Here is a 25,024-nt window from a genome sequence, read left to right as displayed (position 1 = left end):
CGTGGGTGGCGTATGCGACATCCCGGCCATCGCCGACGTGTGTCAGAACGTCGGCTCCGGTGTCGTGTCACTCGTCGCCGCGCCGTTCGATTGGCTCGCTCACACGCTCGGCGCCGCCGCGCGGTGGTTCTTCGAGGCCGTCTGGGCGGTCTTCGACACGACCACCCTCGTCGATGTGACCGGCGGGCAGTACGTCCAGGTCTACAACTTGCTGTTCGGCGTCGCTCTGTTCGTGATGCTCGTGTTCTTCTGTTTGCAGCTGATCACCGGGTTGGCGCATCGCGATCCGACCGCTCTTTCACGGGCTGCGGTCGGCCTCGGCAAGTCGGTCCTCGGATCCTTCGTCGCGATCACGCTCACCGCGACGCTGCTCGAGATCACCGACCGGTTGGCGATCGGTATCGTCCAGGCAACCGGAAACACGGTGGAGGGAATGGGTGAACGCATCGCCTTGATGGCGGCGGGGCTGATGGCGATCAACATCACAACGCCCGGCGTGGGCGCGATCATGACGATCTTCCTCGCCGGACTCGCGATTGCAGCAACCGCGATCGTGTGGTTCTCCCTCCTCATCCGAAAGGCGCTGCTGCTCGTCGCGATCGTGTTCGCGCCGATCGCACTCGCGGGGTTCTCGTGGGATGCCGCGCGCGGTTGGTTCGGAAAATGGGTGGCGTTCGTGGTCGCGCTCGTCTTCTCCAAGCTGGTGCTCGTCGTCCTCTTCCTCGTCGCTGTCAATCAGACCGCCGCCCCGATCGATATGGACCTTGCCTCCATCAGCGACCCCGTCGCCGGTGTCGTCCTCATGCTTGTGGCCGCCTTCGCGCCCTATATGACCTACAAGTTCATCTCGTTCGTCGGCGTCGACATGTACCACGCCATGTCGACCGAGCAGGAGGCCAAGAGCGCGATGAATCGTCCCGTGCCCGTGCCGGTGAACTCAGCTACGGCGAGGTCGGCGAAGTCGGTTCTGGACGGCGCCGGCGCATCAAAGGGCTCGGGAGCACCTTCGACGTCCGCCGCATCTGGAGTCGCGTCCGGCGCGGGCGGTGCGAGCGCAGGCGCGGGATTGGGGGCCGCCGGGGCAGGAGCTTCCGGAGCGGGAGCCGCGGGGGCAGGTGGCGCGGGCGCTGCGGCCGCCGCCGGCCCCGCCGCGGCGGTTGTCATCGGCGGCCGGGTGGTCAGCAAGGCAGCGGCTGCCGGTCCCAAGCTCGGCAGCGCAGCGGGCGCCGCCGCTTCAGGGCACGCCGAAGGCGCCGCACCGACCGAGCTGCCACCCGCGACGGCAACCCAATCTGGAGCTCCTGCCGCTCCCCTTCCGAAACCCACGGCCACTCCCCAGCGTCCGGTCCCGGCTCCGCGCGAAAGGACACCCGCATGATCACCAACTCTCATCGAGCACATCAGCTTCGGCCGGTGCAGTTCTCGCGATTGCCCAAGCGTGGCGTGCTGCTCGGCCTGTCGTTGGCCCAAGTCGTCACTCTCGCCATCGGGCTCATCGCGTTCACCACCGCGGTTTACGTGGGCGGCGGCATCCTCTTCGGCCTGACCTCGCCGGTCTGGGCGACCAGCCTGATTCTCTCGTTTGTCCCGCTCGGCGGCCGAAAGGTGATCGAGTGGGTTCCTATTGCCCTTCGCTGGGTGTGGCGAAGCATCGGCGGCCAGCTTCGGTTCCGGGCCGACGTCGTGCGCCCCCGCCCAGCCGGCACGCTCGCCCTCCCAGGAGACGCCGCGGCGCTGCGTGAGTGGGTGGACCCGGAGACGGGCGCGGCAATGATCCAAGACCCGCACGCCCAGACGCTGACCGCCGTGGTCAGCATCAGCCATCCCGCGTTCGTCCTGCTCGACAGCGGCGAGCAGGAACGACGTGTCGCGGGATGGGGCCGCGTGCTCGCAACCGTCTGCCGATCGGGCCGCATCGCCCGAGTGCAGATCTGCGAGCGCACGGTCCCCAGCTCAGGCAGCGGGCTCGCTGAATGGTGGACCCGGCACGGCAGTGACGATGGCAGCTGGCCCGCAGTGACATACAAGGAGCTCATCGAGCGCGCCGGACCCGCTGGCGAACGACATGCGACAACGATCTCTCTCGCACTCGACACGCGCGCCGCAGCTCGACAGATCCGCGCCGCGGGCGGCGGTGTGAAGGGAGCCGCCAGCGTCCTGCGCCAGGAGATGACGACCTTCGCCGCAGCGTTGCGCGCCGCGGACCTCACACCCTCAGAGTGGCTGACTCCGGGCGAGGTGGCCGTCGCCCTCCGCTCTGCCTATGACCCCGCCGCCGCGCCGGCCCTCGAGCGCCACGGCGACATCGGCCGGTCGCTCGCCACAGCGGGCCCCGTTGCCGTCACCGAGTCGTGGGATCATCTGCGAACTGACTCTGCACATCACGCCGTCCTCTGGGTCTCTGAGTGGCCGCGATCGCAGGTCTTTCCCGGATTCCTCTCTCCCCTGCTCCTGACCTCCGGCATCCAACGCACCTTCACCCTTATCTGCACTCCGGTCCGCGCGGATGTCGCAGCGCGGGACATCCGGAGAAAGAAGGTCGGACTCCTCTCCGACGCCGCACAGCGCGCGAAGATCGGTCAGATCGAGGATGCCGCGCGCACCGCCGAATACAACGACGTCGTCCAGCAGGAGTCAGACCTCACGGCGGGGCACGGCGTGCTGCGATACACCGGCCTCGTCGCCGTGTCTGCACCGTCGGTCGAGGAGCTCGACGCCGCTGTCGCCGCGATCGAGCAGGCCGCCGTGCAGGCAGCGTGCGAGACACGACGGCTCGTGGGGCAGCAAGCACAATCTTTTGCCGCGGCTGCCCTCCCACTCTGCCGAAACATCTGACCTGCCGCGCCATAACGATCACGGCGAACCTCCTGGGGAACTCACACGCACCTCTTCAAAGACTCCGCAGCAAGGGGAAGCAAGATGCCCACTTTTCAAGATCCGGTCGTGGATGGCGAGGAAGCATGCCAGGCGTTGCGCGCCCTCGCACACGCCACACGCTCGTTCGACCAACCTGCAGAGACCTACACCGTCGTCGGAGACGTGCTCGGCGGTTTGAGATCGCTCGAACAGGTTCTGGAGCAGCTCGCCTCGGCGCATACGAGCGAGACTGCGATCGCACGCACGAGCGACGGCGATCCCTGGGCCGGGATCGAGGAAGCACACGCCGCCGCAAGTGCGCTCCGACGCGCTTCGACTCTCGTTGCCCGAGCAGGCATCGCCGTAGACCAGGCATCCCAGCACTCGGGACGCATCGCATGGGGGGCAGGGTCGCCGACCCCACCGTTACTGCTGACCGAATTGATCGCACCACGGATCGATGCCGACGACTCCTTCCAACGGGGAGTGCGACCTTCGTCGTTCCGCCGGGCAGCGCCCGCGAGCCGCCGACGAAACGGGATGTCGCTGTGAACGCACGAGATGACCAAAGAGTCCACAGTGCGGTGCTCGTGGACCCCGCCGGGGAACGCAGAAGGGACCGCCGTGCAAGAAAGACAGCATCGCAACGACTCGCCGCCGACTCCCGAGCGACTGCTTCTGCGGCTCGGCGCGCCCAGTGGGAAGCGCTACGGGCTGATCAGCGGGCGACCACTTATCTCCCCGCATCCGGCGAGTCGCGGCCTGCCTCGCTGCGCACACCCGGTCGCCTCCGTCTTCCCCGCCACCAGGACACGAGCGCGACCCTCGCCGGCGCGTACCCGTTCCTCGCCGAGGGCGGGCTGGGTTCTCAAGGCGTCTTCGTCGGGCAGGACCTCTACTCGGGCGCCTCGTTCGTCTACGACCCGTGGGTGCTCTACTCCCGCGGGATGATCACCGCCCCGAACATCGTGCTCGCGGGGATCGTGGGCTCCGGCAAGTCCTCGCTCGTGAAGAGTCTCTACACGAGATCCATGCCCTTCGGGCGGCGGGTGTATGTGCCCGGCGACCCCAAAGGCGAGCACACCGCCGTCGCCGAAGCTGTCGGCGGGCAGGCGATCGTGCTCGGACACGGGATGTCGAACCGCCTCAATCCCCTCGACGAAGGCCACCGCCCGTCAGGTCTCTCCGATGAGAGCTGGGCCGGCCAGGTCGTGTCACGTCGCCGCGATCTGATCGGTGCGCTGACCGAGACGGTGCTCGATCGACCGCTGAGCCCGCTCGAACACACGGCGATCGACCTCGCGCTCGCCGACGCTGTGCGCTCCTGCGAGACACCGATCCTGCCGATGGTCGTCGAACGGATCCTCTCCCCCGACGAGTCTCATCAAGCCGATCGCCGGCTCGTGGAAGACGGCCGGGTGGTCGGTCACGCGCTCCGCCGACTGGTCGCCGGAGACCTCGCCGGGCTCTTCGACGGCCCCAGCACGGTGACGTTCGATCCGAGCCTGCCGATGATCTCGCTCGACCTCTCCCGCGTCGCCGAAAACGCGACACTCGTTTCCGTACTCATGACCTGCTCGTCCGCCTGGATGGAGTCCGCCCTCCTCGACCCACACGGCGGGCAGCGATGGGTCGTCTACGACGAAGCCTGGCGGCTGATGTCGCACCCCGCTCTGCTGCGGCGCATGGACGCCCAGTGGCGGCTCGCGCGCCACTACGGGATCGCAAACCTCCTCGTGTTCCACAAGCTCTCCGACCTGGACAACGTCGGCGACCAAGGGTCCGCAATGCGGGCGATTGCATCCTCCCTCCTCGCCAACGCCGAGACCCGAATCATCTACCGTCAGGAAGCCGACCAGCTCGGCGCCACCGCGAGCGCGCTCGGCCTCACGGGAACGGAGCAGAGCCTGCTGCCGGGGCTCGGGACCGGTCAAGGTCTGTGGCGAATCAAGGACCGCAGCTTCGTCGTGCAGCATCAGCTGCATCCCGCAGAGCTCGCAGCCTTCGATACGACCAGTCGGATGACGGAGGTCATGAAATGAGCACAACGCACGCGATGCGGAGGGCACCAGATGCCCTCAACGTGCCGCCGGTCTTTCCGGTGATCGCCATGACGATCGCGGCAGACGGAACCATGACGGTCGCCGTGGACGGTGTAGCGCTCGAACCGCCTCGGTTCGGCCCACCGTGGGTTCGATCCTCCTTCGCCGCCGTCATCGACTCCGTGCTCGAGGACCGCGGCTCCCCGGTGCGGGTGCTCGTCTACGAGACCGACGGCACGGTCTTCACCGACCTCATCGCCAGACCGCTGCAACGGGAGCTTGACCCGATCTCGCCGCCGCCGCGCGATGAATCCCCCGTCAGAGCCGTTCAAGGCTCGGACGCCCTGATCGATGCGGCACCGTTGATCGCACCGCCGCGGGTAGTTCTCGGCGAAGACGGCTTCATCCCCGGAGAGGACGTCGCCGTCGCGATCATCGTTCGCTACATCAAGGCATCCGCGGACGGCTCCGCCCGAGCTCTCCTGGAGCCGGGAATATGCCAGGTCAGCGCCACAGGCGAAGTAGTCCTCGTGGGGCGCATCTCCGGCACCTGCGTCATCGGAGACCTCACGTGAACGGCGCCCCCGACCTGGATATCTCGGGTCGCGACGGCCTCGCCAACCTCGCCCTCCTCGGACTGGGTGTGGTCATCGTTATCGCCGCGGTCCTCCGTGTCGCCGGCAACGTCGCCGCGTTCCTCACCGGAGCGGCGCAACCGACCGGTGGTCTCGCCGCCGGACTTGGCGTGTTCGGTACCCCGGCAGAGCCCGGGGCGGCGCTGGGCTCCGCCGGGCTCAATCCGATCGCGTACTGGGTTGCTGTGGCTCTGCTTGTGGCGCTCGTCGCCGTTGCCGGGTGGTCGGTGTGGCGGCTTCTGCGCAACCTCACCCGCTACGCCCGGTCGGATCCCAACCGCATCGCAGGAATCGCCTCCCCCGCAGACGTGCGACGCGCCGCCTCCGACCGCGCGCTCCTCTCCCGAGCCGCCCACCTGCGGGCATCCGTCACCAAGCCCCAGCCCAGCGATGTCGGATATCTCGTCGGGGTAGCCCGGGGGTCGAAGGTCTGGACTTCGGTCGAAGACTCGATCCTCGTCATCGGCCCGCCACGATCCGGCAAGGGAGCCCACATCGTCATCAACGCCATCCTCGACGCACCGGGAGCGGTCGTGACGACCTCCACCAGGCCGGACAACTTGACGACGACGATTCGGGCGCGGATGAAGCGCGGGCCCATCGCTGTGTTCGATCCGCAACAGCTCGCCCCCGGAGTGCCGGCAGGGCTGCGGTGGTCACCCGTGCGCGGGTGCGAGATCCCGCTCACCGCGATGATCCGAGCCGCAGGACTCGCGGCGGGCACCGGTTTGTCGAGCGTCGGCGTCGAAAACGGCGGCTTCTGGGAGGGGAAGACCCGCACCGCATTGCAGGCGCTCCTGCACGCGGCGGCGCTCGACGGGCGCTCCCCCGCAGAGCTCTACCGTTGGACACTCGACCCGGCGGCCGCGCAGGAAGCGGTCGCGATTCTCACGAGCAACCCCGCGGCGGCGGTCGGCTGGGCGGAGTCGCTCGAGGCGATGATCGATGCGGACCCTCGAACGCGCGATTCGATCTGGCAGGGAGTCTCCCTCGCGCTCGCTGCCCTTGCTGACCCGCGCGTCCTCGATGCTGTCAGTCCAGGCGAGGAAGAGCACTTCGATCCTGAGGCGTTCCTCCGCCACAACGGCACGCTGTACCTCCTCGCGACGGGAGCCGGCGCCGGCGCCTCCTCCTCTCTGGTCGCCGCTCTCGTCGAGGACCTCGTCGAGACAACCCGACGGATCGCGGCGCGCTCGCCCGGGGCACGACTGGACCCGCCCGTGCTCCTCGCGCTTGACGAGATCGGAAACCTCGCACCGCTGCCATCGCTGCCCGTTCTGATGGCGGAAGGCGGCGGCACCGGGATCACAACGATGCCAGTTCTCCAGTCGCTCGCGCAGGCCCGACAGCGTTGGGGCGACAACGCGGCCACGGCGATCTGGGACGCGAGCATCGCGAAGATCGTGCTGGGTGGCGCATCCGGATCTCGGGATCTTCAGGACATCTCCACCCTGATCGGCGACCGCGACGAGGTCACCCACTCCATCACGGTCGGTGAGCGCGGACTTCGCTCCAACCAGCGTTCGACACGGCGGGTCCCCATCATGCCGCCCGATGTGATCCGGACTCTGCCATACGGAACCGCACTGCTGATGCTGCGCGCGGCGCCACCGATCGTCACGCAACTGCGGGAATGGAACTCGCGCCCTGACGGCGCCGCCCTCCGCGACGACCGCGCGCGCATCGAGGAGCGACTGCGCCGGGGATAGCCGACGCACCTCCTTGGTGATGGCCGACCCGCGGCCTCCCCGGTAGGAGCATCCGATGACGATCCACACCCAACAGTCGCTCTCCGGCTTCCTCGCATCCGAACCCCAACTCGCGTTCAACGCGAAAGGTGAGGCCCGCTTCTGGGCACGCATCGGGCAGGAGCACTTCGAGCGCAACGACGACGGCACCTTCACCCAGACCGAGACGACGTACCACGACCTCGTGATGTTCCGACGCAACGCCGAACGCGCCTACGCGATGTTCAACAAGGGCGACGCCTTCATCGCCGAGGGGTACACTCACACGTCATCCCGACAGTGCGACGGCGAAACGGTCGAGACCGAAGAGTTCGTTGCGAAGCGCCTCGGCCACGACTCCGCTCGCACGAACTACACGCTGCAGCGCCGCCGCACCGTCCCGTCGCTGGCGCCCTCGACGCCGGCTGCGAGCAAGCCCGCCGTGCGTCCCGTCTCCCTCTGAGGGACACCCCGATGCCTGCGGACGAGCCCCTCCACATCCCGGGCTACCAGTTCGAGCCGCCCACGCCCGATGAGCCGGATGCCGAGCCAGAAGGACTTCCTTCCATCCCCCGGCCGGTGAACTGGAACACTCTCACCTCAGACCGCGCCGCGTTCGAGTGGGTCGAGCTCGACAGGTGGGTGAACTGGCTGCGACGGACATACGGCCTCGGCCCGTCGATCATCCCGCCTCTCTGGCATCGGCACCCCGAACTCGTGTGGGAGCTCTCCGCCCTTCACCTCCACTGGCTCTGCGCCTACGACGAGCAGCAACACGGATCAGCGCCGCTGGGCTGGCACCAAGACTTCGCCGCCGCACGCGAACGCCTGCACGATTGGGTAGCCGCGTCCGGTTCGCGCCTCGACCGTGACCGGGCCACCCGCCAGACGGCATGGCCGGGAGAAGATCCCGCGCCCACGGTCGCCGAATCGCCTATCCAGGACAGGGCTGCAGACTTCCGAACCTTCGTCGTCGAGGACGTCGCCCGACGGAGGGCCGTGGAGGACGCGTTCATCGCCGGTGAAGGCGAGCGCGAGTAGCCGTGCACGGTCGTCGACCGCTGAGCGTCGTACCGGGGGCGTGTAGGCAGCGACAGCTGTTCGTAAGCGCTCCGCTGAACGCGCCGACGACCGTCCGGGTCCTACGAGGTCGACCGTCCGGTGGACGTCAGGCTAACTGCCTACTCGCGGTCAATGATCGCTCCCCGGTGCACAAACGGGCAACCAGAGTTCGAGGTGGTCCTCTCTCGCGCAACGCTAGACGGGGCGAGAGCGCTAGTCGAGCTGCTCAAAGGTCGTCTGCCACGCAGCGCCAAACCGATGCCGACCGTCCACGTCATCGACGAGCATGCGAAGGTTCCTCCAGAACCGAATGCGCACGTCACGTGGCTCGAGGCCGCGCAGCTTCGCGATCCGGTGTTCGACCTCGCCCACCTCCCCAGGTTGCTTCGCAGCACTCGTCCGGCGGTCGCCGTACGGATGATCCGTCTCGGGCAACACCCGCTCGAGCGGTATGAGATCGATCACGTCGAGCGACGACATCATGGCGGGAGGCAGCGAGAAGTAGCAGCCGAGCCGCACAGCCTCCTCGGTGAGCTCGGGCGATCCGGTCCACCAGTGAAGGATGACGCCGGAGACTGGCGTCCTATGAAGCTCACGAAGCAGCTGAAAATGCGCCCCGGAACTATGGACGCTGACGACCCGCGGCTGGCGCGAAAGCTCCTTGAGCACAGCGCGAAAGACCCGCACCTGCTCGGCCATCGGCACACGGCTCGCTCCGTCGAGCCCCACTTCTCCGACGACGGCGGCAGATGCAACGGCCCTGCTGAAGGCGGTTGGGTCAAACGCCCTGATAGTGCGGACAAGCCCTGGATGCACGCCGACACCCCAACTGGCTCGAAGATCACTTCGCGACGACACCGCTGCGAACTCGTCAAGGGATCGGGTCATTGCGAAGACGAACGCGCCAAGACTACGCACGGCCGATGCATCGATATCCACAGCGAGGTGCGCATGAGTATCAAGAGGGGGCGGAGTCTTCATAGCGCCAGGTGTCTGAGCTCATCGCGGCCGCGGTCGACCAGCGACGCGACATCGGCAAGCGGAATGTCCGCCGGAATCTGCAGGCGAGAAAGGTCATACTCGCCGAACGGCGCGGCGAGGAAGTCCCGCATTGCGGGGACGACAGTCTTGTCAGCCAGCCAATTGCGCTGCTCGGTATTCGCCGGCACCAGGTAATGCGTGTGGTCGTCGAGACCGCTCGCCACGAACGAGGCCTTCCGCAGAACACATCCGAAGCACACGCCACACGCCACATTGGGTCCGCTGCCGTAGGTGCGAGCACCCGTGTGGGAACAAGACCACGTCACCGACAAGAAAGTGCTGGCTTCCGCTGCACCGATCGCGTCACTCACCGACGAGAACATCTCGCCCTTGGTTAAGTAGGCGTATGGGTTCACCACGTCATGGTGAGCGCCCACCGCTGCGAGGACTCTCTTGAGGTCAGCAATGAACTTCGGGTGCGTCGTCTTTGTCGAGAGGCTACCGCGCCGACTCTTCGAGAGCGGTGGGTTGATCGAGGCGTACCCATTCTCCGGGAGCCAAAGGGGCAGCTCGCGGACCGACGCCACGGCAAGACCAAGCGCAATGAAGAGCAGGGAACGAGAACGAGTCGAGTTCTCACGTCCGTACGACTTACCGCCCGGCGCGTGTCGACCCCGCGCGATGCGTACCTTGATGTGATCCGCAGTGGTCCCCCTCGCGATGCGCTCGATCTCGCTGGCGACACGCGTCTGAAGAGGACGCAGGTTGGTCGAAGCCCAGTGAGACACGAGCACCTGCTGCTCGCCTCGACTCGCAAGGTCGATCGCCGAGAGTAGTGCACCGGTGGCGGAGTCCGCCCCACCACTAAGCAGGACGGCGCGCTTCGCTCCAACGGCAGCGCTACCCAGTTGCTCCGGCGCTCCGACCTCGCGCCGGAAGGTGAGCGACCAGGCATCGCCGGTCAGGAAACCCAAGAGCCGTTCGAGATCCGCCTTAACTGCATTCCACGGGCCGACGGCAAGAACGTCGATTGTGAGTGAGATGTCCCGCTGGTTCCAGCGCGACAGCCGCCCCGAGCGGCTGGCTGATCGATCAGCAGCAAGCACCGCTGCAGCAATTCGGACGAAGTCAACGTTGCGGGGCTTGACCAGCCCATACTCCGCAAGACGCGGCCCAACGTTGGCATGAAAGTACGGCAGGCTGTGCTTGGTGTGCCAGAAGAACGTTGTGGCGGCGTCTGCCGGGAGCGGATCGGTCGGAGGAAGGACCGAGAGGCGAAACTCAAACATGCTTACGCGTCATTCCTTCCATGCGCGCGGCGAAGCCACCGCAGTCCTCGCTGGATGGCCTTATCGATCTCCTCTTGGCTTGCACCAGTCTGTGCCAGGTTCGATCCCGCCGCGAGCTGTTGGCTGGACTCGTACACGCCGCTAATGAACTCCTCTCGCGACACCGCATCGGTGGACGTGAATTCACCAGCTTCGGACAAGAAGATCTCGGCAACGATCAGCCCAATGGCATGCTCAGCCGTCGCGACAGCGTCCGGCAAAGTCGGGTTCTCTTCCGTGTCGAACATCCAGTCGAGCAGATGCGCAGCGATGTCCCGCTGTTCCTCAGCGGGGATGTCGCTACCCATGTCGGCGTCGCAGACGACATCGAGAATCGCCCGCACGAGTTCGGAGCGAGATGGGAGTTCGGAAAGACGATCGAAGTCGAGGCCCGCCTTGGCGAGCGCGTCGCGGTCGCCCTCTCGAAACGCCCTTGCGAGCCCGGCGGCACGACTGGCGGTTGAAGCGTAGGCACGCGCATCGCGGCGAGGGGAACTCTGCTTCTTGGACCCTCCGCCTTGGCGACCCCCTCCACCAGCACCGCCGCCGCCTCCTCCGGAACCGCCACCCGAGCGCGAGAAGACAGGGATTCTGAGCGCCTGCGCGACCACGCTCGGTGGTACCGGAGTCTTGGATCCGTCGGTCTGCGACTGCGACCAAGAATCAACGCCGTCGCGCAGCGCACTCGCGGCCTTACTCGTCGAGCCCTTGTAGGACGAGCTCGTACCCACGACTAGATGCCTTCCTTTACGGCACCGAACGCGCCCACGAGCGCTTCCTTGCCGCTGGCGTTCGTCATCGCCTCGAATTGCGCAAGGATCTCGGGAGAATCGGTCGCACGAAGGGTCGTAAGCGAAGAGACCTTGAGATCGGAAGGCCTGATGCGCTTGAGTGCATTCACCACCGACTCGACAGAGTTCGTTTGCAGCCGGGCGATGCGCAGCATAGCGATGACGCCCTGGGTCTGGCGAGCCGGCTCGTCCACAATGACGCCGCCGATGTAGGAGACGAGGCGCGTCGCATTGGTTGGCTCGAGCCGCTGAAGCATGTCGTCAGTGACGCGACGAGCCTCGCCCACAGAACGAGAAAGCAGCTGCGTTGCCATGTCACGGGTCGACTCCGGAAGCGCGTCAGACTCGAGGAAGACGCTCTTAAAGCTCGCCGCGAATACGAGGTACGGCGTGATGTCCTTTTTCGCGAGAGCAGGCGAGAGCCGAGCCCACCGAACAAGACCCTCGCTGAATTGAGGCTTGGCTTCCGGCTGCTCGGGCTTCGCAGCTTTCGCGACCGCCTTCCTAGAGCCCCCTGCGTCGGAGTTGCCTTTCGCATCAGACTTGGGCTCGATTGCAGGCTCGGCTACCTCGCTACCCGGCGTCTCTTCAGTCGATTCGGTCGGTTCTGGCGTACCCGCGAGGGCTTCGAGCGCTTCGAGGTTGGTGCGAAGTGTGCGCTGACGGAGCCAATCCGTCAGGGTCTTGAAGTCTTCGGGAAAATACTGCTCAAGCACCATCAGCTTGGCGATGGTCGCCTCATCGAGAGCGATACCTCGCTTGGCAGCGATCGAGAGCCTCACGGAGAGGTCATTCAGGAACCGCTTGATGCGGCGTGGGTTGCCACGGGTCTTTTCATGGATGATCGGACGAATGCGCGCCGCGTTGTTGCGCTGTTCGGCGAAGCCCGCGCGCTGCAATGACTTGACGGACTCGAGGGTCGCGGCCGCGCGACGCGCTTCGGCAACCTCAGCGACGATCACGTCGTAGTCAGAATCGTCGGGCACGAGCGAGCGAATCTGAAGCAGCACGAGGTAGGCCTCAGTGTCGAAATCGCTGAGCGCCGGAACAGGGACGGACGTCTGAACGATCTTGTGGAGATACAGTCGCGCTGGGGACTCCTCGCCGATCTCGCCGCTATCCGAAAAGCGGGTCGCGATCGCTTCCGCAACGCGCTCCTCATCGGCCGCGATAACGAAGGACATCTTCGGCACCGACAGGAAGAGTCGGATGGTCTCGAGCGTCTCAACTACGGTCTCGGGAAGACAGCGATCGAGGTCATCGACCAGCACCACGACGTTCTCGATCTCAGCCAAACCCTCAGACTCAAGGAGCTTCTCGAACTCGGCTCGGAACTGCACCATGTCAGTGATCGGTTCAGGCTGTGCATCGCCCTCGACTTCACCCTTCGGCTTCACAAGTTCGAGCACCTTGTCGACGGACGGCAGGGTGACCGTGATCGCAGAGGTCGCCGCAAGCTTCATCGCCTTGGTCCAGTCGACCCGTCTTACCAGACGCTTGAGAAGCGACCTCGACTTCTCGCCCAAGCCATCGGCTGGGAGTGCGGCCTCGATGGCAGTGAGGATCTCGCCGATCAGCGATTCCTTGATGCCGAGCTGTGGATCGTATCGCCAAGGGTCGGTTTCGATCACGATGCGGGTCGGCTTCGCGCCCCCGGCCGGGCGTAGTTGGCGTCCGATGATACGAAGCACTGAGGTCTTACCGCTGCCCCAGCTACCAGAAAGGCCGAGTGCGATGGGATCGAGGCGAGGATCGAGGACTGCATCCACCACCGTCGACGCGACAGCATCAAAGGAGAGCAGGTCAACTTCCGTCGGCTCATCGAGCAGAAGCGGGTAACGCTTCGAATCGGCAATGCCTTGCTCCGGTTCCGTCATGCTCAGATCCCCCAGTAGAGTTCTCCGCGCTTCATCCGCGAACTCGCAGATGCTTCGCTGCACGTCTGAATATGCCACCACCGGCATTAGCTGAGCGTCAGGAATCGCCCCATTTGCTCCCGTGTGTATCGCGAACAGTAGCGATCACGTGAAATTCAGATGCCGGTGCGTCGCTTGCGCGGCGGTTTTATCTGGTCAGCGAGGTGCATGGGGAGCTGGAGCTCATCCGAGAGTTGGTCGAGCTCTTCCAGCGACGTGTCGTCGTCGCTCAGCCGCGCGAGAACCCATCGTGCGAGCATGCAAGCAATGGCGCACGCGTAGGTTGCCTGGTAACGGTAGGCATACTCCTGGTCGTAAAGGATGTGCGTTTCGCCCTCGCCAGGTTGAAGGAACGATGTCACGGCACTATGGGTGACGTGCACGTGCTGGGAGAGTATGTGGTAGCTCGTCTCGAGGAAGGCGTCTTCGTCAAGGTCGCGGACCATGTCCATGAACTTGCCGAGTCGGCTCCCCTCGGGGACCGGACCGAGCTCGGTCAAGGCCTCGCGCAGACCTTCGTTGTCCAGCCACTGGGCGAGTTTGCCGTAGTGCTCGACCCGATCGTGCGCGACCGAGTTTCGGTACTTCTTGACCCCGCCGTCGATGACGAAAACCCACTGCAGGGTGATGGCGTGTTCCAGTGCCGCGCGCGCCAGCGGGACCGCCTCGCCTTCCATCTCGGCGTCAACGAGTATCAGGTAGGCATTGCTATAGCGGAACGTCCGCGCGATCAGGCCGTAGAGCAGGAGAAACTCGTCGGCGTGGGCCTTGTCGACAATAAAGCCGTTGACATCGCGCAGGCTGGAGACGCAGGCGCGGATCCAGCCCCCCAGGGCCGCTTCAGGAACGTTGGGCATTCACCTACCGTATGGCGGGACCGGTCAGGCAACCTGACCGCGTCAGCGTCCACCGGAACCCCAGCACGCGGACGTCCCGCAATCGCGCATTGCCCGTATGGGAATCCAGATGGGCGCTGGGAGCCGTTGCTGTTCGATGCCGCTAAATGGATAGCTGCGCGACATCGGCGGTGAGCTCGCGTCCGGGGCGTTGACAGCTGGCGGCGCCCACCCGCGGTCGAAGACAAGTCGTCGGTAAGGTGCGCGAGTTTTGGGGCAATGTCGCCTCCAAGCTAGTGTGCGCAGCTGACGTTCTGCGTCACGACGACTCCGTCGTTGCTCAGTTCTTGGTAGCGGCTTCGCGGATCTGGGTGAGGGCGTTCATGAATCCTTCGGAGCATCCGCTCGCACCGGCGAGGCGGTCGATGGCGATCTCGTCGAGGGACCGCCCGATGATCGCGCCGGGCAGCGCCTGCGCGAATCGCTGCTGGTATCCGAGCGAGGTCTCATCCTCGGCGGGGGTGGTGATCTGCACCTCGGTCACCGCGCCGTCGTCGATGGTGAGCGTGACGTCCTGGTGGGAGGGAAGTGATCCGTACCAGCCGCGTGCGCTGTGCTCGCCGTCGACGTACGCGGAGGTCTGGGGCACGTTCGTCTCCGTCTCTTGCGGCGCGGTGGTCGGGGGCACTGTCGCGGGGCCGGCGCATGCGGCGAGCGGCGAGATCGCTGCGGTGAGCGCGATCGCCGCGTAGGGACGCCGGCTGAGGTGTGTGGTCGTCTTGCGTGGCATGGTGCGACGCTACGCCGCGCGGGTCGCACGAGGGAGGGTCTGCTGTTACACGGATAACCGGTCACTGGTCGTGTGGCCGGCGCCGCGGTGTGATGCCTTGGACGAAGGGAATCTTCATGACTACTGACAGCAACACTCGGGTCGCGCTGGTTACCGGTGCCTCCTCCGGCATCGGGGAGGCAACGGCGCGTGCGTTCCACGCCGCCGGCTACAAGGTTGCGCTGCTCGCGCGGCGGGCTGACCGGATCGAGTCGATCGCGACCGAGTTGGGTGATGGCGCGATCGCGATCGCGGCGGATGTGACGGACCGGGACGCGCTCGTCGCAGCGGCCGCGCGAATGCGAGCGGAGCTGGGACGGGTCGACATCCTCGTGAACAACGCGGGCGTCATGCTGCTGGGGCCATTCTCGCCTGAGCAGCGCGAGGACTACCGCCGGATGGTCGACGTCAACCTCCTCGGCGCGATCACCGCGACGGAGGTGTTCCTGGACCAGCTGGTCGACGGCGGCGGCGACATCGTCAACATCTCCTCCGTGGCGGGGCGCACCGCGCGTGCGGGTAACGGCGTCTATGCGGCGACCAAGTGGGCCGTCAACGGCTGGTCAGAGTCGCTGCGGCAGGAGCTGCTGCCCGACGTGCGGGTCACGCTCATCGAACCCGGCGTCGTGGCCACCGAGCTGCCGACGCACATCACACACCAGCAGACCAACGCCGCCGTCAACGCGATGTACGCGGAGGCGACAGTGACCGCCGAGGACGTGGCGGAGATCATCGCGTTCGTGGTGCAGCGCCCGAAGCACCTCGCGATCAACGAAGTCCTCCTGCGGCCAGCCACGCAGCTCTGACCGAAGCAGGGAAGGGGGTCGGCATCTCACTCAGATGCCGACCCCGTTCGCTATGTCGGCGGCGTCAGTGGCGCTGGCGGGCGCCGGGCAGGACGAGCAAGAGCGCCGCGAGAAGTGCGAGGGCGAGGAGAACGGCTCCCGTGGCGATCCCGGCGGCGGACTCTGTGGCGACCGCGGCCGTACTCTCACCTGACGCGAGTGAGGATGCGACGGCGACCATGACGCTGACGCCGAGCGCGCCGCCGAGCTGGTGGGCGACGTTCACCGCACCTGATGCGGCACCGGCATCCCGCGGCTCGATGCCGTTGACGCCCGCGGCGGTGAGGGGCGCGAATCCCAGGCCTTGCCCGGCTCCGAGTAGCAGCATCGGAAGGGCGACCGCCGTCCAGTAGCCGCTGTGCGCGTCGATGAAGGCGAGCCACGTCATGCCGGCCAACGTGATGGCAAGGCCGATCGTGACGAGTGTCGCGTTCCCGAAGCGTCGGGTCAGGCGGGGCACGAGGAGGGACAGCGCGAACTGCACCACTGTCATGGGAAGGAACGCGAGGCCTGCCTGCAGCGGGGTGAAGCCGAGCACCGCCTGCATGTACTGGCTGATGAAGAAGAAGTAGCCGAAGATCGACCCCGCGAACAGCATCCGCGCGACGAACGCTCCGCCCCGGACTCGGCTACGCAGCACACGCAGCGGAAGAATCGGCTGTACGGCGCGAGTCTCGATGAGCACGAACAGGGCGATCACGAGGAGGCCCGCCCCGAGTGCGCCCAGTGCGACAGGGTCGGACCATCCTTCGTCGGCGGTCCGGGTGATGCCGTACACGAGCGCGGTCATGCCGAGCGTGGAGGTGATGGCACCCGCGATGTCGAACCTGCCACGCGACCGTGATGTCTCGCTGATGTACAGGAGCGTGGCGATGCCGAGGGCGATGCCGATGGGGACGTTGATCAGGAATCCGACGCGCCAAGAGGTGAGGTCGGCGACGATACCGCCGACGACGAGGCCGAGGCTGGCGCCAATGCCGGCGGTCGAGCCGTACGCGGCGATCGCCCTGGTGCGGGCGGGACCCTCGGGGAAGTTGGCGGTGAGCAGCGCGAGCGAGGTAGGGGCGAGGATTGCCGAGCCGACGCCCTGCAGCGCGCGGGAGGCGATCATCCACTCCGCAGTCGGCGCGAGCCCGATCAGCAACGACGCGGAAGCGAAGATCGTGAGGCCGATGAGGAACATGCGGCGGCGGCCGACGATGTCTCCGGCGCGTGCGGCGAGAAGAAGCAGTCCGCCGAAGACCAGCGCGTAGGCGTTCTGCACCCAGGACAGACCGGCGGTGCTGAAGCCGAGATCGTCGCGGATGCGGGCGAGCCCGGTGAACACGATCGAGTTGTCCAGAACGATCATGAAGTAGCTGACCAGGACGACGACGAGCACCACGCCCGGGCGCGATACGCGCCGCGTCGTGGCGGAAACAGTGGAGGCCATGACACCATCCGACCGCGCCGACCTCGCGCGTGGGAGTGACGGGTTATCCATGTAATGACAGTCACTCCCACCGGGTGCTGGGCCGCCGTAGCGTCGATGCCATGACCAGCCACCTGACCTTGAATAACGGCGTCGAAATCCCCGCGATCGGCTTCGGCGTCTTCCAGACCCCGCCCGACGAGACCCAGGTCGCGGTCGCGTCCGCACTGGAGACCGGCTACCGCCTGATCGACACCGCTGCCGCATACGCGAACGAACGCGGCGTCGGCGACGCGCTGAAGGCCTCCGGGCTCGACCGTGACGAGGTGTTCCTCGAGTCGAAGGTGTGGATCTCCGACTACGGCTACGACCAAACGCTGCACGCGTACGAGAAGAGCGCCCGCAAGCTGCAGGTCGACGTCATCGACCTGTTCATCCTCCACCAGGCGCTGCCGAGCGAGTTCGACAAGACCATCGCCGCTTACAAGGCCCTCGAAGCGCTGCTCGCCGATGGGAAGGTCCGCGCGATCGGCGTCAGCAACTTCATGATCGAACACCTCGAGCGCCTGCTCTCGGAGACCGACATCGTGCCGGCGGTCAACCAGATCGAAGTCCACCCCTACTTCCAGCAGCGCGAGCTGCAGGCCTTCGGCGCCGAGCGCGGCATCCTCACCCAGGCCTGGTCGCCGATCGGCGGCATCACCTCCTACCGCGGCGATGACTCCAAGAGCACCTTCAACGACCCGGTGATCGTCTCGATCGCCGAAGCCCACGGCAAGTCCGCCGCCCAGGTCATGCTGCGCTGGCACATCCAGCACGGCGTCCAGGCCATCCCGAAGTCGGTCAAGCCCGCACGCATCGCGGAGAACTTCGACGTGTTCGACTTCGAGCTCACCGCCGAAGAGATCGCACGCATCGACGACCTCGACACCGGTGTGCGCGGTGGACCCGAGCCCGAGGTCATCACCCTCGAAGCGTTCGGCCGCGACATCCCGGAGGAGTGAGCCGGATGTCCCAGCTCACCGTCCTCGTCGTCGGGTCGACCGGCAGCGTCGGCGTTCATGTGGTGCGCGAAGCGCTCAGCCAGGGCCATCGGGTGCGGGCACTCGTGCGGGACGCATCGCGCGCACGGAACCTCCCGCCGGCGACGGAGATCGTCACCGGCGACCTCACTTCGGTTGCGGGCCTCGCCGGCGCTGTGGACGGTGTCGACGCGATCGTGTTCGTCCACGGCTCCCATGGCGCCCCGGGCGAGGCGGAGCGCGTGGACTACGGTGCGGTGCGCAACGCCCTCACCGCGCTGGGTGACCGTCCGGTCCGGGTCGCGCTGATGACGGCTGTCGGCACCACCGATCGCGCGGGAGAGGGCCACGACTGGAAACGGCGGGCGGAGCGGCTCGTCCGCGCATCCGGCAACGCGTACACGATCGTCCGTCCGGGCTGGTTCGACTACAACGAGCCGGACCAGCGACGCATCGTGATGCGGCAGGGAGACCGGTTCAGCACCGCGTCACCCGCGGACGGCGTCATCGCCCGTGACCAACTCGCCCGGGTCCTCGTCGACAGCCTCACCAGCCAGACCGCCGATCACAAGACGCTCGAGCTGGTCGCCGACCACGGTGCCGCGCAGGACGACCTGGGTCCGCTCTTCGCTGCACTGACCGCAGACACCGACATCGACGGAGCGCTGGACCCGGACAACATGCCGATCCACGACGAACCCGATCGCGTCCACAAAGATCTGGACGCGTTGGGGCGCCGACACTGACAACGTGCCGGCCGAGCGCGATAGCTCGGCCGGCACGACCCATCGAGAACCGTAGGAGGCATAGCGTGGGGAACATGGACAACCGGAGCGAGGTGCGCGAGTTCCTCATGACACGTCGCTCCCGGCTGACCCCCGAGCAGGCGGGCATCATCGGCGGCGGCCGGCGCCGCGTAGCGGGACTGCGGCGCGAGGAGACCGCGATGCTCGCGGGCATGAGCGTCGACTACTACGCGCGCATGGAACGCGGCAACCTCTCGGGCGTTTCCCCAGAAGTCCTCGACGCCCTTGCTCGAGCTCTTCACCTCGACGAGGCAGAGACAACGCACCTGCACGACCTCGCGCGCGCGGCCGCACCTACGGGCCTCGCACGTAAGAAGCCTCGCAGCACCGCGAACGTCGTCCGCCCGTCGCTTCAGCGGCTCCTGGACAGCATCACGGCACCTGCCTACATCGCTAACACCCGGAAGGACTTCCTCGCCGTCAACCACATCGGCCACGCCGTGTTCGCGCCGATCATCGACGACCCCGCCAACGCACGCAACAACGCCCGATTCACGTTCCTCAACCCCGCGTCGCAGAACTTCTACATCGACTGGGAGGCGGGCGCGAACAGCATCGTCGCGTCGCTGCGCGTTGAAGCGGGCCGCAACCCGCACGACAAGGCACTCACCGACCTCATCGGTGAACTCGTTACCCGCAGCGATGTCTTCCGTACCCGGTGGGCGGCCCACGACGTCCGATTCCATCGCACCGGGAGCAAGCGCATCCACCACCCCGACGTCGGCGACCTCATTTTCGACTACGAAGCCCTCGAACTGCCCGCCGACCCGGGCCTTCTCATGTTTACAATGACGCCCGCCCTTGATACCCCGACCGGAGAGCGGCTGCGGCTGCTCGGCAGCCTCGCCGCTACACCGGCGGCAGCGTCAGAGGTCACCGAGTGAGCACGCAGAAGGGCGACGCCGCGAAGTTCACCGGCGATGTCTGGGTGGACCTCATCGCACCACCGGAGGCCGGTATTAGCGCCGGGATTGTGCGGTTCGCGCCGAACGCCCGGACCGCCTGGCACTCCCATGCGCTGGGGCAGACCCTCCACGTGACCGACGGCATCGCCATCGTGCACATCGAAGGCGAAAATCCTGTCCTCGTAACCGCAGGTACGACGCACTTCACGCCAGCCGGCGTGCGGCACTGGCACGGTGCGACGCCGGACCGTTTCATGGCCCATGTCGCGATCGCCGCGATGGCACCCGACGAAGCCACCGTGGATTGGCAGGAACGCGTCGACGACAACGCCTACCTTGCGAGCGTTGAACTGGGGCGAGCCGCAGAATATCCGCCCGCCCGCGATTGAGCATCTAACTTCTTAGAGCATCAGGACTGATGCCCTGACATCGCGGGATGCTCGATAACCGACCCTTCATGGGCGGATGCCCGCAGAGGGATCGGGTCTGAACGGGGCGCACCCGGGCGCCGGCGGGGTCACTCGGGGAACCGACGTCAGCGCTCTCTATCCGCCGAGGAGTGATGAGTAGGTGCTGACGGCCAGCGTGGCGGCAACTGTCACGAAGCCGGCCAGCACGGTCATAGCCCACAGCACGCGCGTACGTCGCGCGGTATCAACCTCTCGACGGAGGGCGGCGAATGCTGGCAGGTCCGGCTCGGATGCCTGGGCAGGTGGCGCAGCCCAGTGAATCCGCTGCGCCATCGCCGCGGTTAGGCGGTCCCGCAGGTCAGCATCGAGTGTGGTGGGCCGGCGATGAAGCCAGCGGAGCAATTCCGTGTCCCGGACCACCGCCACATCTACGGGTCGCTCGCGCACCGTGATGTTGCGGATCCCGACGAGAACGATCACGGGTTGGACATCGACCGGCAAACCCGCGGGCGCCGTGAGCGCTCGTGCGACGCGCTGCGCCTCGAACCGCGAGTTGCGGAGGTGGTCGGTCTTCTGGCCGTTGACAAGCAGCCGCTTGCTGCCGACCCAGATCCGGGCATCCTCATGGAACTTCGTATTGATCGTGAAGACTCCTGCTGCGCCGACGACAACGTGATCGATGTCGCTGCCGCGCTCTCCGATCGGGACGGAATGTAAGACCTTCCACCCTGGACCGAGCTTGGCCAACCGTGCCGCGACTTGCAGCTCGCCCAGCGCACCGAGGTACCAGGGGCGCGAGTCATCAGAGAGCGGCGATCGACCGAACACGCGCGAGACACCTGATCGCGGCGGAACGCTGGCCTGAGCCTGAAGGCAGGCGGCGATCACCGCAGCGGCGGGGATGCTTCCGAACTGTTCGGTTGGATCTGTCGTCGTCATCAGCGCCGACGCCGCCGCGCCGGGGTGAGCTGGAGCCACAGGGCCCCGACGACGATCCCCGCGAACAGAAGAGCAATCCACGGGTTCGCCGTGAGCGCCGCCCACAGCATGCCGAATCCCGTGGCGAAGCCGTCCAAAACGACTTCCCCAAAGTCGATCATGTGGTCAGCCTAGGGGTCGGTGACGACGTCGCACCCCGGTACACGCGACTGTAAACTTGCGCTGATCGCCCAATGCCCGTCAAGGGTCGCGTCAGAGCGTGATGTCGGGCCCGCGCTTAGCGAGATCCGTCGCGAGCCAGCGGAAGACGGCGATCGACGCCGTCGGTGAAGCAACGCTAGCGCGGAGGTAGCCGCGGCTGGCGAACTCGAGCGCATGACGGCGCGGCTCGGTGTACACGTCCAGGGGCAGCATCCCACCCCGGAATCTCACCCGCGAGACCTCTGCGACGCGCGCACGAAGTTCCACCTCGTGTTCGGCGAAGTACTCCTCAGCGATCGCGAGGATCTCGCGGACGACACGTCGGTTCTCCGAACGCTCCTGCATCGCGTGAACCAACTCGGGTGGGGTCGGCACGTCTTGTTCTCTGATTCGGGCGACTTCCTCACCACTGCGCGGTTTCGCGAAGAACTCGTCCGCAGCAGCGTCGTTGTGGCGTCGATCCGGAGCGTGTACCCGGTGGAGCTGTCGCTCGGGGAGCCCGGCACGCGCCCGGCGACGGGCGAGGCGCCTCGCTTCGTTCTCTCGCTCTCGATACGTTGCACGCTGATCCGGAGTGGGCGACCAGGCAGAGTCGCGACCGCCGGCCCTGGCGCGGTCGACAGCGCGGCTGCGGGCTTCGTTCGCCTTCTGAGGGTCGGCCGCCTCACGTGCGCGACGACGCTCCGCGATCGCGTCCCGATTCCGGTGGTAGTAGTCGCGCTGTGCTTGCTTGTATGCCTCGGGGTGCTTCTGCTTGTACCGCTCGCGCGCCTGCTGACGCTCCTCCGGGTGTTCCTTCGCCCATTCCTTTGCGCGATCGATACCCTTCTGGCGTCGCGCCTTCTCCTCCCGCTCCCGTTGCGCGCGGTCGCGCTCACGGTCACGATTCTTGCGACGGATGTCCTCGCGATTGCGCTCCCGGTACTCGGCGTAATAGCCCGGGTGCGCCTCGTTCCAGGCCTTCCGCTGTGCGGCCAGGCGGGCCGCACGCTCCTCATCACTCGAGGGGGTGTCACTCATGGTCATCTGCGACGAGCACGCCGTCGAGCTCCGCGAGCGCAGTGAACAACTCTTCACGTGTCGCAGTGGGGTCGGTGATCGCTCGCCCGAATAGGGCAGCCAGTCGGCCCCGCTCGGCGTCGGAAGCGTCGCCGAGGCGCGCCAGACACCATTCGATGTCCTCGTCGAGGCTGTAGCTCGGATCATCCGCCTCGATGCCGGGGTAGTAGAGGAAGGCGAGCACAGCTACGTGCTCCAGGACGGCGTCAGCGTGCTCACGATCACTCATGGCAGGAAGGTGCACATTCCGCGCCCAAGCGTCGCCCGGCGGTGTCTGTGACCCTTCTACGCTCATGGGTGTTCGGCCGGAGGAGGAGACCCAATGGCCGAGTCGAGCCGATGGCACCCGATCCTCGCGGCGAGGGAAGGTCCGCCGGGCACGTGGAGCTTGCTCGACGGGTTCGAGCGCGTGTACGGCACCATCGAGATCCGCCGCGTGAACGCCACCGACGTCCGCTACCGCGCTACCTTTCAGCGAGAGGTCATCGGCTGGTCAACGAGCCTCAACGTCGCCTGCGAGCGCGTACACGCCGCGTTCGTTCAAGCTCATGGGCCGAGAGGTGGACCGATCGCGAGTTGGGGCCGAAGCGACCCGAACCGGTAGGTCGATCATCTTCTACGCGGCTTCGGTATCTTCCTCGTCAAGGAAGTCGAGCACCGGATCGTCAGCCGCCCCGTCGTCTGTCGAGAGAAGCGAGGTGTCCGGATTCGTGCGGCGCAGAGTCCGCTCGAGGATTCCTGCCGGCCCCCGGTCCACAGTGCGATCAGGCTCGATGTAGTGCCCCTCTGTGATCGCCGTCGATCCGTGGCCGAGGAAGGTCGCGGCAGCGTCCGCGCTCGCACCTCGCGCGATGACGGTTGCGCCCGTGCGCCGATACCAGCGAAGGGTGATCCCCTCCCCCGCGAGATCCGCCACCTCGAGGAAGGCGCGGAAGGTCCGTCGCACGTTGAACGGGCTCAGAGGCTTGCCTGCGCGGTTGGCAAAGATAGTCCGTTGACGGTCGCTGGTCGGGATGCCAGCGAGGCGGGCCCGAAGCACGGCAGTTGCGAAGTCCGGGACCGCGATGCGGCGGATTGAGTGCTCGGTCTTCGGGTGATCTTGACGCACAGCGCCGCTCCCCGTTCGCAACACGACGGTCCCCGTCACCGAGATCGTCATCCCACATGGACCGTCATCGACGTCGCACGCACGGAGAGCGAGACACTCGCCGATGCGCAGCGCGGTTCCGAGGAGCACCTCGATGATGTCACGGACTTGGCCATCCGGCTTGGGTCCCCTGACGTCGGGACCGGTCCGCCAGCGACTCGCGGCGTCACGGATCGCATTGATCTGGTCGACCGTCAGGGCCTGTGGCTCGCCCTTGGGACGGCGGAGTGGGCTCGTGCCTTGCACGGGGTTGCGCGGAATCGCATCGTGTCGGAGCGCGAACCCGAACAGCAGATTGAGCATTGTCCGCGAGTGCTTCGCGCGGGAGAAGGACACAGCCGCCTCAGAACGGAGGAACCACTCGACGCGCCCGGTCGTGATATCCCCCAGAGTGAAGTGCTCAAATTGTGGCAACACGTGGAGGCGCAAGTCGTCGCGGTAGTTGTCCTTCGTACCGTCGGAGAGCTTCTGCAGCGCGAGGTCCTCCAGCCACAGCTCGGCGAGGTCGCGGAACGAGCTGGTGAGATCAAGCAGGCCACCCGTACCAAAGCTCGGCCGTTCCAGCAGTCGCTGCTTCAACCTCGCCCGGGCCGCCGAGTCGGTGCGCGCGGCGCCGGTGACTCTCCGCAGGCGCCCGTCAGCATCCCGAATGCGCGCGAGCGCCACGTAGGAAGCGCCTCTCCTGCTGACGCTGATGGTGCCGTACGAGCCGATCTGGGTGCATGGCCGCCCACCCTTCACGATGCGCCACCGGCGTGGCGCTGCTCGTCGGCCAGCTCCATGCGCTCGACCCACGCGTCGATCTCGCTCTCGCGAAACCGCAACTGGGTGCCGACACGGAACCCGCGGGGTCCGCGCCCTTTGCTGCGAAGGTCGTAGATCGTCTGGACGGAGACCTTCAGCTGCGCGGCAAGCTCAGCGAGCGAGACATAGTTCCCGTGTCCCGAATCTGAGGTGCCAACGCCGTCCATATCGCGAAGGTGCGCGGGCTGTGCCGCGTACCCTCCAGATACCCCAAGAAGGCTCGAAAGCGCCCTCTGGCGACTCGGCGAAGTGTCCAGTAAACGACTACCAAACATTCAAACTCCCTGTACAGGGAGTGAAGTTTCGGTGCTTTACCGGGAGTTTTGGTGGACCTGAGGGGACTCGAACCCCTGACCCCCTGCATGCCGTCCAGGTGCACCCGACTTTGTCCTCGGAGGGGAGCCTCCGGGGGCCGCTGCAGCCGCGCCGCAGGCCATGGTCTGTCCTGTGTTCCTGGTCTACTTGGGTCTTA

25 protein-coding genes and 1 tRNA gene are annotated in these 25,024 nt (G+C 66.4%); 12 read left to right on the top strand and 14 right to left on the bottom strand.

The features are described from left to right. Position 1: 1 nt before the first annotated feature. The 7 genes from MRBLWH7_RS02540 to MRBLWH7_RS02510 all read left to right on the top strand — a co-directional run bounded on the left by MRBLWH7_RS02540 (position 2) and on the right by MRBLWH7_RS02510 (position 8,301). Entirely contained in the window at positions 2-1,378 is a 1,377-nt protein-coding gene (locus MRBLWH7_RS02540) for a conjugal transfer protein TrbL (protein ID WP_341998861.1), read from the top strand. Further along, positions 1,375-2,835, top strand: a complete 1,461-nt coding sequence (locus tag MRBLWH7_RS02535; protein ID WP_341998859.1) for an SCO6880 family protein — start codon at positions 1,375-1,377, stop codon at positions 2,833-2,835. The genes MRBLWH7_RS02540 and MRBLWH7_RS02535 overlap by 4 nt, the downstream gene beginning before the upstream one ends. 569 nt (positions 2,836-3,404) lie before the next feature. Beyond that, positions 3,405-4,898, top strand: a complete 1,494-nt coding sequence (locus MRBLWH7_RS02530) for an ATP-binding protein (protein ID WP_341998856.1) — start codon at positions 3,405-3,407, stop codon at positions 4,896-4,898. After that, positions 4,895-5,473 (top strand): hypothetical protein, encoded by a 579-nt coding sequence (locus tag MRBLWH7_RS02525; protein ID WP_341998854.1) that lies wholly within the window; start codon positions 4,895-4,897, stop codon positions 5,471-5,473. Before MRBLWH7_RS02530 ends, MRBLWH7_RS02525 begins: the two co-directional genes overlap by 4 nt. Continuing rightward, positions 5,395-7,242: a TraM recognition domain-containing protein gene (locus tag MRBLWH7_RS02520; RefSeq protein WP_341998852.1), complete on the top strand. Its 1,848-nt coding sequence runs from the start codon at positions 5,395-5,397 to the stop codon at positions 7,240-7,242. The genes MRBLWH7_RS02525 and MRBLWH7_RS02520 overlap by 79 nt, the downstream gene beginning before the upstream one ends. A gap of 55 nt (positions 7,243-7,297) precedes the next feature. Continuing rightward, entirely contained in the window at positions 7,298-7,723 is a 426-nt protein-coding gene (locus MRBLWH7_RS02515) for a single-stranded DNA-binding protein (RefSeq protein WP_341998850.1), read from the top strand. 11 nt (positions 7,724-7,734) lie between these two features. Next, a complete protein-coding gene (locus MRBLWH7_RS02510; protein ID WP_341998848.1) occupies positions 7,735-8,301 on the top strand; it encodes a hypothetical protein in 567 nt (188 codons plus the stop codon). A 234-nt stretch (positions 8,302-8,535) separates the two neighbouring features. On the opposite strand, the gene MRBLWH7_RS02505 is transcribed toward MRBLWH7_RS02510, so the two are convergent. The 6 genes from MRBLWH7_RS02505 to MRBLWH7_RS02480 all read right to left on the bottom strand — a co-directional run bounded on the left by MRBLWH7_RS02505 (position 8,536) and on the right by MRBLWH7_RS02480 (position 14,964). Continuing rightward, a complete protein-coding gene (locus MRBLWH7_RS02505; protein WP_341998846.1) occupies positions 8,536-9,303 on the bottom strand; it encodes a TatD family hydrolase in 768 nt (255 codons plus the stop codon). After that, positions 9,300-10,592 (bottom strand): hypothetical protein, encoded by a 1,293-nt coding sequence (locus MRBLWH7_RS02500; RefSeq protein WP_341998844.1) that lies wholly within the window; start codon positions 10,590-10,592, stop codon positions 9,300-9,302. Before MRBLWH7_RS02500 ends, MRBLWH7_RS02505 begins: the two co-directional genes overlap by 4 nt. 2 nt (positions 10,593-10,594) lie before the next feature. After that, on the bottom strand, positions 10,595-11,362 hold the full coding sequence (locus MRBLWH7_RS02495; RefSeq protein WP_341998842.1) for a hypothetical protein: 768 nt from the start codon (positions 11,360-11,362) through the stop codon (positions 10,595-10,597). Positions 11,363-11,364: 2 nt separating this feature from the next. After that, positions 11,365-13,299 (bottom strand): P-loop NTPase fold protein, encoded by a 1,935-nt coding sequence (locus MRBLWH7_RS02490; RefSeq protein WP_341998840.1) that lies wholly within the window; start codon positions 13,297-13,299, stop codon positions 11,365-11,367. A gap of 155 nt (positions 13,300-13,454) precedes the next feature. Beyond that, positions 13,455-14,195, bottom strand: coding sequence for a DUF5677 domain-containing protein (locus MRBLWH7_RS02485; protein ID WP_341998838.1), 741 nt, complete (start codon positions 14,193-14,195; stop codon positions 13,455-13,457). A 319-nt stretch (positions 14,196-14,514) separates the two neighbouring features. Further along, positions 14,515-14,964, bottom strand: a complete 450-nt coding sequence (locus tag MRBLWH7_RS02480) for a hypothetical protein (RefSeq protein WP_341998836.1) — start codon at positions 14,962-14,964, stop codon at positions 14,515-14,517. A gap of 116 nt (positions 14,965-15,080) precedes the next feature. Here MRBLWH7_RS02480 and MRBLWH7_RS02475 point away from each other — a divergent pair, with 116 nt between their 5' ends. Continuing rightward, a complete protein-coding gene (locus MRBLWH7_RS02475; RefSeq protein ID WP_341998834.1) occupies positions 15,081-15,809 on the top strand; it encodes an SDR family oxidoreductase in 729 nt (242 codons plus the stop codon). A gap of 64 nt (positions 15,810-15,873) precedes the next feature. On the opposite strand, the gene MRBLWH7_RS02470 is transcribed toward MRBLWH7_RS02475, so the two are convergent. Continuing rightward, entirely contained in the window at positions 15,874-17,280 is a 1,407-nt protein-coding gene (locus tag MRBLWH7_RS02470; protein WP_341998832.1) for an MFS transporter, read from the bottom strand. A gap of 101 nt (positions 17,281-17,381) precedes the next feature. Here MRBLWH7_RS02470 and MRBLWH7_RS02465 point away from each other — a divergent pair, with 101 nt between their 5' ends. The 4 genes from MRBLWH7_RS02465 (at position 17,382) to MRBLWH7_RS02450 (ending at position 20,381) form a co-directional block, all read left to right on the top strand. Beyond that, entirely contained in the window at positions 17,382-18,263 is an 882-nt protein-coding gene (locus MRBLWH7_RS02465; RefSeq protein WP_341998830.1) for an aldo/keto reductase, read from the top strand. A gap of 5 nt (positions 18,264-18,268) precedes the next feature. After that, complete coding sequence (locus MRBLWH7_RS02460) at positions 18,269-19,027, top strand: SDR family oxidoreductase (protein ID WP_341998828.1); 759 nt, start codon at positions 18,269-18,271, stop codon at positions 19,025-19,027. 74 nt (positions 19,028-19,101) lie between these two features. Next, entirely contained in the window at positions 19,102-19,971 is an 870-nt protein-coding gene (locus MRBLWH7_RS02455; RefSeq protein WP_341998827.1) for a helix-turn-helix transcriptional regulator, read from the top strand. Further along, the gene (locus tag MRBLWH7_RS02450) at positions 19,968-20,381 is read left to right on the top strand and encodes a cupin domain-containing protein (RefSeq protein WP_341998825.1); all 414 of its coding nucleotides are present in this window, start codon (positions 19,968-19,970) and stop codon (positions 20,379-20,381) included. The genes MRBLWH7_RS02455 and MRBLWH7_RS02450 overlap by 4 nt, the downstream gene beginning before the upstream one ends. Before the next feature lie 156 nt (positions 20,382-20,537). Here the strand turns inward: MRBLWH7_RS02450 and MRBLWH7_RS02445 are convergent, their stop codons facing one another. The 7 genes from MRBLWH7_RS02445 to MRBLWH7_RS02415 form a co-directional block, all read right to left on the bottom strand. Next, positions 20,538-21,341, bottom strand: a complete 804-nt coding sequence (locus tag MRBLWH7_RS02445) for a nuclease-related domain-containing protein (RefSeq protein ID WP_341998823.1) — start codon at positions 21,339-21,341, stop codon at positions 20,538-20,540. After that, positions 21,341-21,502 (bottom strand): hypothetical protein, encoded by a 162-nt coding sequence (locus tag MRBLWH7_RS02440; protein WP_341998821.1) that lies wholly within the window; start codon positions 21,500-21,502, stop codon positions 21,341-21,343. The genes MRBLWH7_RS02445 and MRBLWH7_RS02440 overlap by 1 nt, the downstream gene beginning before the upstream one ends. A gap of 91 nt (positions 21,503-21,593) precedes the next feature. Next, positions 21,594-22,562: a hypothetical protein gene (locus tag MRBLWH7_RS02435; RefSeq protein ID WP_341998820.1), complete on the bottom strand. Its 969-nt coding sequence runs from the start codon at positions 22,560-22,562 to the stop codon at positions 21,594-21,596. Further along, positions 22,555-22,830 carry a hypothetical protein gene (locus tag MRBLWH7_RS02430; RefSeq protein ID WP_341998818.1) on the bottom strand — a complete coding sequence of 92 codons (276 nt, stop codon included), beginning with the start codon at positions 22,828-22,830 and terminating at the stop codon, positions 22,555-22,557. Before MRBLWH7_RS02430 ends, MRBLWH7_RS02435 begins: the two co-directional genes overlap by 8 nt. Before the next feature lie 387 nt (positions 22,831-23,217). After that, complete coding sequence (locus MRBLWH7_RS02425) at positions 23,218-24,414, bottom strand: tyrosine-type recombinase/integrase (protein WP_341998816.1); 1,197 nt, start codon at positions 24,412-24,414, stop codon at positions 23,218-23,220. Between the two features lie 71 nt (positions 24,415-24,485). Continuing rightward, the gene (locus MRBLWH7_RS02420; protein ID WP_341998814.1) at positions 24,486-24,719 is read right to left on the bottom strand and encodes a helix-turn-helix domain-containing protein; all 234 of its coding nucleotides are present in this window, start codon (positions 24,717-24,719) and stop codon (positions 24,486-24,488) included. Between the two features lie 157 nt (positions 24,720-24,876). After that, a tRNA-Ala gene (locus MRBLWH7_RS02415) sits at positions 24,877-24,959 on the bottom strand. Between the last annotated feature and the right edge of the window lie 65 nt (positions 24,960-25,024).

Origin of the sequence: Microbacterium sp. LWH7-1.2, from assembly GCF_038397755.1 — a bacterium.
GTDB lineage: Bacteria > Actinomycetota > Actinomycetes > Actinomycetales > Microbacteriaceae > Microbacterium.
Note: the sequence above shows the minus strand (reverse complement) of the source record. Positions and strands in the feature narration are given on the sequence as shown.

What these genes read in the sequence shown, in the direction of transcription:
- MRBLWH7_RS02470 (WP_341998832.1), bottom strand. Translation starts at nt 17,280, where the DNA reads ATGGCCTCCACTGTTTCCGCCACGACGCGGCGCGTATCGCGCCCGGGC.
- MRBLWH7_RS02505 (WP_341998846.1), bottom strand. Translation starts at nt 9,303, where the DNA reads ATGAAGACTCCGCCCCCTCTTGATACTCATGCGCACCTCGCTGTGGAT.
- MRBLWH7_RS02435 (WP_341998820.1), bottom strand. Translation starts at nt 22,562, where the DNA reads ATGAGTGACACCCCCTCGAGTGATGAGGAGCGTGCGGCCCGCCTGGCC.
- MRBLWH7_RS02510 (WP_341998848.1), top strand. Translation starts at nt 7,735, where the DNA reads ATGCCTGCGGACGAGCCCCTCCACATCCCGGGCTACCAGTTCGAGCCG.
- MRBLWH7_RS02520 (WP_341998852.1), top strand. Translation starts at nt 5,395, where the DNA reads ATGCCAGGTCAGCGCCACAGGCGAAGTAGTCCTCGTGGGGCGCATCTC.
- MRBLWH7_RS02440 (WP_341998821.1), bottom strand. Translation starts at nt 21,502, where the DNA reads ATGATCGACTTTGGGGAAGTCGTTTTGGACGGCTTCGCCACGGGATTC.
- MRBLWH7_RS02535 (WP_341998859.1), top strand. Translation starts at nt 1,375, where the DNA reads ATGATCACCAACTCTCATCGAGCACATCAGCTTCGGCCGGTGCAGTTC.
- MRBLWH7_RS02430 (WP_341998818.1), bottom strand. Translation starts at nt 22,830, where the DNA reads ATGAGTGATCGTGAGCACGCTGACGCCGTCCTGGAGCACGTAGCTGTG.
- MRBLWH7_RS02475 (WP_341998834.1), top strand. Translation starts at nt 15,081, where the DNA reads ATGACTACTGACAGCAACACTCGGGTCGCGCTGGTTACCGGTGCCTCC.
- MRBLWH7_RS02515 (WP_341998850.1), top strand. Translation starts at nt 7,298, where the DNA reads ATGACGATCCACACCCAACAGTCGCTCTCCGGCTTCCTCGCATCCGAA.
- MRBLWH7_RS02525 (WP_341998854.1), top strand. Translation starts at nt 4,895, where the DNA reads ATGAGCACAACGCACGCGATGCGGAGGGCACCAGATGCCCTCAACGTG.
- MRBLWH7_RS02455 (WP_341998827.1), top strand. Translation starts at nt 19,102, where the DNA reads ATGGACAACCGGAGCGAGGTGCGCGAGTTCCTCATGACACGTCGCTCC.
- MRBLWH7_RS02500 (WP_341998844.1), bottom strand. Translation starts at nt 10,592, where the DNA reads ATGTTTGAGTTTCGCCTCTCGGTCCTTCCTCCGACCGATCCGCTCCCG.
- MRBLWH7_RS02445 (WP_341998823.1), bottom strand. Translation starts at nt 21,341, where the DNA reads ATGACGACGACAGATCCAACCGAACAGTTCGGAAGCATCCCCGCCGCT.
- MRBLWH7_RS02420 (WP_341998814.1), bottom strand. Translation starts at nt 24,719, where the DNA reads ATGGACGGCGTTGGCACCTCAGATTCGGGACACGGGAACTATGTCTCG.
- MRBLWH7_RS02485 (WP_341998838.1), bottom strand. Translation starts at nt 14,195, where the DNA reads ATGCCCAACGTTCCTGAAGCGGCCCTGGGGGGCTGGATCCGCGCCTGC.
- MRBLWH7_RS02460 (WP_341998828.1), top strand. Translation starts at nt 18,269, where the DNA reads ATGTCCCAGCTCACCGTCCTCGTCGTCGGGTCGACCGGCAGCGTCGGC.
- MRBLWH7_RS02480 (WP_341998836.1), bottom strand. Translation starts at nt 14,964, where the DNA reads ATGCCACGCAAGACGACCACACACCTCAGCCGGCGTCCCTACGCGGCG.
- MRBLWH7_RS02465 (WP_341998830.1), top strand. Translation starts at nt 17,382, where the DNA reads ATGACCAGCCACCTGACCTTGAATAACGGCGTCGAAATCCCCGCGATC.
- MRBLWH7_RS02490 (WP_341998840.1), bottom strand. Translation starts at nt 13,299, where the DNA reads ATGACGGAACCGGAGCAAGGCATTGCCGATTCGAAGCGTTACCCGCTT.